Annotated in this window: 2 protein-coding genes; one reads left to right on the top strand and one right to left on the bottom strand. The window is 61.1% G+C overall.

The features are described from left to right. Positions 1 to 353 (bottom strand): 16S rRNA (cytidine(1402)-2'-O)-methyltransferase (gene rsmI, locus B4E36_RS13595; protein ID WP_414673759.1); only part of this gene is annotated, 353 nt, incomplete at its 3' end. A 201-nt stretch (positions 354 to 554) separates the two neighbouring features. On the opposite strand from rsmI, the gene dnaN reads away from it, so the two are divergent. Further along, positions 555 to 1,603 (top strand): DNA polymerase III subunit beta (gene dnaN, locus B4E36_RS13590; RefSeq protein ID WP_345900464.1); only part of this gene is annotated, 1,049 nt, incomplete at its 3' end.

Below are 1,603 nucleotides of genomic sequence, written 5' to 3'. Positions count from 1 at the left end.
GCCAGCCGGTAGCCGGGGTCGGACACCAGCGGCGTGCCGGCATCGGAGACCAGCGCCACCGTCTTGCCTTCGGAAAGCGCCTCCATCAGTTTCTCGCCGGCTTTTTCGGCATTGTGCTCGTGATAGGCATAGGGGCGCTTGCGGATTGCGAAACGGTCGAGCAGCTTGCGGGTCACGCGGGTGTCTTCGCAGGCGAGAATGTCGCAGCCGGCGATCGTCTCGAGTGCGCGGATGGTGATGTCGCCGAGATTGCCGATCGGAGTCGCCACCAGATAAAGGCCCGGCGAAAGAGGCCGCGCCTCGATCGGATGGCCCGCGATTTCGAACCGATTGCTGTTGTCTTCCATCACCATCTTCCCGGCATTTTCATTGTCCGTTTGACCACGGCATGGGAGCGCTCGCAAGGGGCGTGGGGTCTCAGCCTGCGATCAATGGGGAGTAAGGGGTCTCACCCCTTGCAATCCGGACGGATTTGCTGTCATTTTGTCACCCCGCCTGCGCCCCTGCGGCGCATGCCAGTCGCCGTCCGCGCAATAAGAGTGAAAGCGAAAGTCATGCGTATCACGCTTGAGAGATCAAACCTGCTGAAGTCCCTGAACCATGTGCATCGCGTGGTCGAGCGGCGCAACACCATACCGATTCTCTCCAATGTGCTGTTGAAGGCCGAAGGGAACGATCTCGAGATGAAGGCGACCGACCTCGATCTCGAAATCACCGAAAAGACGGCGTCGATGGTCGAACAGGCGGGCGCGACCACCGTGCCGGCGCATCTGCTTTACGAAATCGTGCGCAAGCTCGCCGATGGCGCGGAAGTATCGCTTGCCACGGCCACCGACGGCCAGACCATCTCGGTTGCCTCCGGCAAGTCGAAATTCTCGCTGCAATGCCTGCCGCAGGAGGATTTTCCCGATCTGACGGCCGGTTCCTTCAGCCACGCCTTCAAGCTGAAGGCGAGTGATCTGAAGATGCTGATCGACCGTACCCAGTTCGCGATCTCCACCGAGGAAACCCGCTATTACCTGAACGGCATCTATTTCCACGCCATGGCCGAGGGCAAGGCGTTGAAGCTGCGCGCCGTTGCCACCGACGGCCACCGTCTGGCGCGCGCCGAAATCGACGCGCCGTCCGGTTGCGAGAACATGCCGGGCGTCATCATACCGCGCAAGACGGTCGGCGAATTACAGAAGCTGCTCGATGATCCGGAGATTATTGTCGCGGTCGAGGTGTCCGATGCCAAGATCCGCTTCACCATCGGTTCGGTAGTGATCACCTCCAAGCTGATCGACGGCACTTTCCCGGATTACCAGCGCGTCATTCCTGCCAACAATGACCGTGAGATGCGCATCGATTGCGCCGATTTCACCAAGGCCGTCGATCGCGTGTCCACCGTGTCGTCGGAACGCGGGCGCGCGGTGAAGCTGTCGCTTGCCGAGGGCCAGCTCACGCTCACCGTCAACAACCCCGATTCGGGCAGCGCCACGGATGAACTTGCCGTCGGCTATGACAGCGAGCCGATGGATATCGGCTTCAACGCCAAATACCTGCTCGACATTACCGGCCAGTTGACTGGCGACGAGGCGGTCTTCCTGTTCGCCGATGCCGG

Source organism: Martelella sp. UBA3392 (assembly GCF_002358775.1).
Lineage (GTDB): Bacteria > Pseudomonadota > Alphaproteobacteria > Rhizobiales > Rhizobiaceae > Martelella > Martelella mediterranea.
The sequence above is the reverse complement of the archived record's forward strand: the minus strand, read 5'-3'. Positions and strand labels throughout refer to the sequence as shown.